The following is a 6091-nucleotide window of genomic DNA, read 5'->3' as shown; positions in this document are numbered from 1 at the left end:
CGGTGACCGCTTCACCAACGCCCTACGCTGAGATTTATTTAACCGACCTCAGCACACAGAATTCCTGACACCTCCGGATGGCCCGTTGGCACAGATGGCCGGGCACGATATCAACTACATCTGTTTCCCGCTGGCTTCTCGCCGCTTGCTTGTCACTTGCTCGCGCTCACCCCGCCGTCGCTCCAATCCTCGCGCCGTTTCTGCGTAGCCTGGCTCACTACATCGCCATCACCGGCCTGCTCAACGCGATTTGGCGTGAGGGCGAGCCGCCGACGGTACAGCTCAATGTCGTCGGTGACTATGCCGGCGCATCGGCCTATGCCGCACTAGGTATCGTGAGTACCCGCCTGGAGGCGCGTTTCGTCGGCAAACGACAGGTCGTCGACGCGGCAATCGTGGCTGCGCGCGGCTGACCTGACCTGACCTGACCGGACCGGATCGGACCTGACCGGAGTGAGGCGCCAATCTGTTGGATTCGGGGCGCCTTTCTACGACGTCCATGAGTGCGCCGACTGGAAGTATGTGTCTATTGGCCCGATCGAGCCCAAGTTCTATCTGCAACCGCTGGAACGGTTGGAGCTTGATGCATCTGCGTTGGGAAAGGTGCGTGCCAAAGCCGAACTGGCTACATATCAACACCCCTGATTATCCAGGGAGTTCGAGAACAGTACGGGCAAGGATATTGCGCTGCACTTCGTTGGCCCCACCGTAGATCTTGGCGGCACTAGCATTCAGCAATGGGGCCAGCAGATGCACGCTACTGCCGCCGACGTCCACCTCACCCGCCAATGCCGCGGAATTCCCTGCGTAGTGAATGATTGCAAGACCGATTCTCTGATAGGTCTCCGTGGCCCAGATCTTGAGCATCGACACCGATGGGGGCAGCCGTTTCCCGCGTTTGACGTAGTCTGCATACTTGGCATACAAGGCGCCGAGGTCGGCGACGTCCAACGCCAGTTCGGCGTAGGCGGAGCGGAAGGCGGGGTCATCCATGAGCGCGCCTCGCTGCCCCAAGGTCCGGAGGTGTCCCAGCGCGTGCTGCGACTGCTTGGGACTGCCCAGATGCAGGCGCTCAAAGCCAAGCAGCGCCTTGGCAATAGTCCAGCCGTCATTCAGATTACCCACAAGGTTTTCGCGGGGCACGCGCACCCCATCAAAAAAGACCTCGCAGAACTCGCTGTTCCCGGCGAGATCCCGAATCGGCCGCACGGTAATGCCGGGCGAGTTGAGATCGCACAGCAGGAAGCTGATGCCGGCCTGCGGCTTGACTGACTTGTCGGTTCGCACAAGCATGAAGATATGTGTGGCATCCTGCGCCAACGTGGTCCAGATCTTCTGACCGTTAACGACGAAATGATCGCCATCCAAGTTAGCTTCGGTGCGCAAGCTGGCAAGATCCGAGCCCGCGTTCGGCTCTGAATAGCCCTGGCACCAGATGTTCTCGCCACTGAGAATTCGCGGCAGAAACTGGCGCTGCTGCTCGGGCGTGCCGTAGTGCATCAGGATCGGACCGACCATCAGGACGCCTTGGTCCGGCGCGCGTGCCACGCCGTACGATTCGAATTCCTCAAACCATGCGATCAGCTTTGCGGGTGGCAGCCCCATTCCGCCATGGGCGGCCGGCCACGCCGGGGCGATCCAGCCCTGCCGGGACAGGCAGTGGTACCAGTCGCCGATCTCGTTCCAGTGGACGCGCCGCGGCATGTGGCGCAGATGGTCGGGGTAGTGGCGAACCAGGAAGGCCCTTACCATGGCGCGAAACTGGTGCTCCGGCATCGCTTCCCAGTCGGCTGTCTTCGGGAACTCCCCTTGCCATTCGGCAACCGCCGCACTGTCCTCCGTGGCGGTGCCTGCAAGCTGGAGCCAGCGCTGCTGCAGGATGCGTTCGGTTCCGAAGCGAGGCATCAGCGTGAGAATACGTTTGAAGTACAAACCCACGTCGCACTCATCGGTGATGCCCATGGCGCCATGCAGATGCACCGCTGCCAGGGCCGATTCCATCGCTGCACGGCACGCACGCAGTTTTGCCCTCACCGCGCTCAGTTCGAGTGAACGGGCGTTGCTGCCATCGCTTTGCGGCGACAGAGCTTCATCGAGGCATGCCCGGGCCAGTTCGACTTGCGTGCGTACGTCGACACACCGGTGCTGCAGCACTTGGAAGCTGCCGATGGCGCGCCCGAACTGATGCCGCTGCGTCAGGTGTTCCAGTGTGAGCTCCTGCAACCTCTCCGCTGCACCGACAAGTTCTGCCGCATACAGGATGCGTCCCACTTGCACCGCATGGTTAAGCAGCGATCTCACGCGCTCACCCTCTGCCATGATGGCTTGCTCGCGCACGGCAGCGCCGTCGAAACTTAGGTCCACCCGGCAGCGGCCGTCCGCTTCGCGCTGAGGCACGACCGTAAGCGTTGCGTCTCCGGACCGCACAAGCAGCAGCACCGGCTGGAGTTGCTCGTCCCATGCCGCGATCAGCCAACCGTCCGCGGGCTCCGCCGGCACCACATAGGGCGCAGTGCCAGACAGGCGACGCGTGCCATCGGATCCGCGCTCAATCCTGCAACGGGCGGCCCTGCGGTTGGGGCCTTCGTCGAGGTCCAGCGCAACGCCGATGATGCGCTCGCCGGACACCACGGAGGCGAGCAGTGCGTGTGCTGCCTCGGTCTGCGCGTTCGCAAGCAGCGCAGCGACCACGCCTGCCGTCGCGGTGAACGGCTCTGGCGCCAGCCAACGTCCAACTTTGCGCGCTACCGCCGCGGCGGCGCGAAGACCGAGCCCAAGCCCGTCGAGCGATGAGGGGACGAGAATCGCGGGCCAGCCCAGATCAGCGATTTTCTGCCAATCCTTCCTGCCGAACTCCAACTTCGGTAGAACGTCTTGCTCAGACGCACGATGACGCCGGGGCACGGCCAGGCCGCCCCTTTCTTTCAGGAACTTTTCCGCCGAGTCTTCGATCGCTGCAAGAAGTTCGTCGAGTTCGGCCTGAGAGTTGTGGGTCGTTTCCGTCATTTGTGGCGCGCCTGCGGCGCTTTGCATGGTTGTCATAGCGGCACGGCCGGCTCGGTATGTCCGGCCATCCTGAAAACAGTGTGCAGCCCGCCTTGTGCGATGCCAAGTCTCGAATCGCGAACGGCGAGGTCGCCCATGGCGAGCCGGAACAGCTCCGGGCGCATCTCTGCACCGGATCTCGAATTGAGAGCGGCATAGTCGTCAAATAAGATTTGAACAGCGATACCCGGCGCGCTACATTGCTACGGGTCACGCTGGTCAAAGGAGCCCGGGTAAGGTGAGCAACCGCACAAAGGGAAGGGGGCCGCGATGGTGCGCCCGAATTCGCGGCCCACATTTCGTCCTCTGACAGAAGAAAGCTGAGTCAAGCTGAGTCTGCCATGAATCGTGCAGCACCGGTGATCATGATGCTGGAGGCGGGCGGAGGTATTGCGCGCCTCCCGCGCTGAACGCATGCAGGGTGTGGATCTTCAACACAGTCACGAAGAATGGGGAGATCGTTCTGCGCTGTGCGCTGGACTCGCGCGAGTCGGCGCGCGTGCTGGAGGTGCCCCAGTGGATGTTCGATCCGATAGTTTGTTGTCACCTCACCTCTGCAGCGTCCCCCGTAGTCAACTGTGAAGCGCTCCGAGAGTTGAGACGCTTGCTGGCCGATAGGTCGCTTGCCGTCCAAGCCAGTATGGTACAAGCGCAGCACCATCCTTTGTCCCATACAGGAGGTGCTGATGCGACGCGTGACGAGCCCGCTACCGGCCAATCAACTCGACCTGTTCCATCCTTGTCCAAAGACGCCCCAATGGACAACCCTGCCGCCGGAGGTACGACAGCAGACGATCCGCTTGCTCGCGCAACTGCTGCGGCAACACCGACGGGGGCTGCTCGCCACCGTGCACGAACGGGAGGCCGATGATGAGTGACAAGATCAGAGCGCAGCATCTGGCACGCAAAGCCGTGCTGTACGTCCGTCAGTCGTCGGCGTACCAGGTCAACCACAACCTGGAAAGCCAGAAACTGCAGTATGCGATGCAGGATCGGCTGCACCAGTTAGGCTGTCATGAGGTCGAGGTTATTGATGAGGATCTTGGTCGCTCTGCGGCCGGAACTCAGACGCGTACGGGATTCGAGCGCATTGTGGCAGAGGTTTGCCTTGGCCGCGTCGGGCGCTGTTGCCGCGCGCGAGGTGTCGCGATTCGCACGCAACAGTCGCGAGTGGCAGCAACTGGTCGAAGTCTGCCGAGTCGTCGACACTGTGCTGGTCGATCAGGAAACTGTTTACGCCCCACGACAGAGCAATGATCGCTTGCTGCTCGGGCTGAAGGGCAGCCTCAACGAATACGAGTTGGACCTGCTGCGTCAGCGGTCGCTGGAAGCACGGCGGGAGAATGCCAAGCGAGGCGAGCTCATCGTAGCAGCGCCGGTTGGCTACCGTAAGACCGAAGACCAGCGCCTGGAGAAGGATCCGGATTTGCGTGTGCAGGAGGCCATCCGGTCGGTGTTCCGCCAGTTCGGCGCGATCGGTTCGGTACGCCAGACACTGCTATGGTTCCTCGAGCACGGGCTGCAGCTTCCGGCGTGCACACCGCGCGGAGAAATCCACTGGAAGCGACCCAGCTACGGCACGGTCTACCAGATCCTGACCAATCCGATTTACGGCGGCGCATATGCCTATGGCAAGACGGAATGCACGATTCACTATGAAGACGGCGAACCACGTAAGCGTGATCGCCGCAAGCCGCGAGATCAATGGCTGTCGCTGATTCCCGAAGCCCATGATGGGTACGTTGCCTGGGACGAGTTCGAACGAATCCAGCGCGCGATCAGTGCCAACGTGCGGATGGCCGGACATGCTGGTGCGCCGAAGAGCGGGGAGGCTTTGTTGGCGGGGCTGCTGCGGTGCCGTCGCTGCGCGAGCAAGCTCACGCTACACTACACGGGCCAGCAGCATGACGCCTTGCGCTACTCCTGTCATCGTGCCTGGCTGGACAAAGGGCAGCCCCGTTGTATCGCATTCGGTGGCACACGCATCGACGCGGCCATTGCACAGGCGGTCCTTCAGGTCGTTCAACCTGCAGCAATCGAGGCAGCTATCGTGGCTCGCGAAGAAGAGACGCGGAAACAAGATGAGGTGCTGGCAGCGCTGCAGCGAGATCTGCAGGCGGCCCGCTATGCCGCGCAGCGGGCGCAGAAGCAGTATGACGCTGCCGACCCCGAGAATCGACTGGTCGCCGACGAGTTGGAGCGGCGCTGGAATGATGCCCTGTTGAGGGTCAAGGAACTGCAATCGCGCATCGAGCAACAGGTAGGCGCATCCGGCCAGATCCCCTCAGCGATGCCAGAGGAGTTTGCCGACCTTGCTACGGCGCTGGAGTCCATATGGCCAGAGGCCGACGCCCGCCTGAGGAAGCGTATTGTACGAACGTTGATCCATGAAGTGGTCGTCGATGTGGACAATGCAACGAACGAAATCGTGCTTGTGATCCACTGGAAAGGCGGCGTACATACCGAGGTTCGGGTGCCACGACGGCGCCGCGGACAGAACGCCTCTCATACTTCCCCCGAAGCAATTGATGCCGTACGCTCACTTGCCCGGATCTGTCCCGATTTGCTGATCGCCAGCATACTCAATCGCAATGACCTTCGAACCGGACGCGGCAATTACTGGACACAGGAACGTGTCACTGCGCTGCGAAGCCACCATCGGATTGCCGTCTATTCAAGCGAGCAGCGGACCGCCGAAGGATGGATGAATCTGACCGAGGCTGCGGCCTTCATTGGTATTAGTCCCAAGACCCTCAGGCTTGCGGTCGAACGCGGCGAAGTCGCCGCAGAGCACCCCTTGCCCAATGGACCGTGGATCTTCAATCGTCATTCCCTCGCTGCCGATCGCGTTGCCGACCTCGTGGCGCGTGCCCAGGCACGGCGTGGCCACCCCACAATACCAACGACGCGGCAAGGTTCTCTAGATTTATCAACCACATAGCGAGGTGGGGCAGTATGAAACATACTTGTAGAAACCAACGATGTACTGGGTGATGTCGCGCCGTGCCTCGGCGTGGTTGGCGTATTGACGCTGCCACACGCGCTC

The 6091-nt window shown here is 61.7% G+C and carries 4 protein-coding genes; 3 read left to right on the top strand and 1 reads right to left on the bottom strand.

Annotated elements, in window-relative coordinates:
- Positions 1-149 precede the first annotated feature (149 nt).
- Entirely contained in the window at positions 150-413 is a 264-nt protein-coding gene (locus tag AC3WL8_RS39665) for a hypothetical protein (RefSeq protein WP_492380227.1), read from the top strand.
- Positions 414-645: 232 nt separating this feature from the next.
- Here the strand turns inward: AC3WL8_RS39665 and AC3WL8_RS39660 are convergent, their stop codons facing one another.
- A complete protein-coding gene (locus AC3WL8_RS39660; protein ID WP_492380226.1) occupies positions 646-3006 on the bottom strand; it encodes an acyl-CoA dehydrogenase family protein in 2361 nt (786 codons plus the stop codon).
- Between the two features lie 725 nt (positions 3007-3731).
- On the opposite strand from AC3WL8_RS39660, the gene AC3WL8_RS39655 reads away from it, so the two are divergent.
- Positions 3732-3923, top strand: coding sequence for a hypothetical protein (locus AC3WL8_RS39655; RefSeq protein WP_492380225.1), 192 nt, complete (start codon positions 3732-3734; stop codon positions 3921-3923).
- A gap of 230 nt (positions 3924-4153) precedes the next feature.
- Positions 4154-5986 (top strand): recombinase family protein, encoded by a 1833-nt coding sequence (locus AC3WL8_RS39650; protein ID WP_492380224.1) that lies wholly within the window; start codon positions 4154-4156, stop codon positions 5984-5986.
- Positions 5987-6091 lie beyond the last annotated feature (105 nt).

It is taken from the genome of Cupriavidus sp. FW305-F7 (assembly GCF_058782875.1).
Note: the sequence above shows the minus strand (reverse complement) of the source record. Positions and strands in the feature narration are given on the sequence as shown.

Bases quoted from the DNA above. Each gene is read 5' to 3' on its own strand.
- AC3WL8_RS39655 (WP_492380225.1), top strand. From the start codon at position 3,732: ATGCGACGCGTGACGAGCCCGCTACCGGCCAATCAACTCGACCTGTTC.
- AC3WL8_RS39660 (WP_492380226.1), bottom strand. From the start codon at position 3,006: ATGACGGAAACGACCCACAACTCTCAGGCCGAACTCGACGAACTTCTT.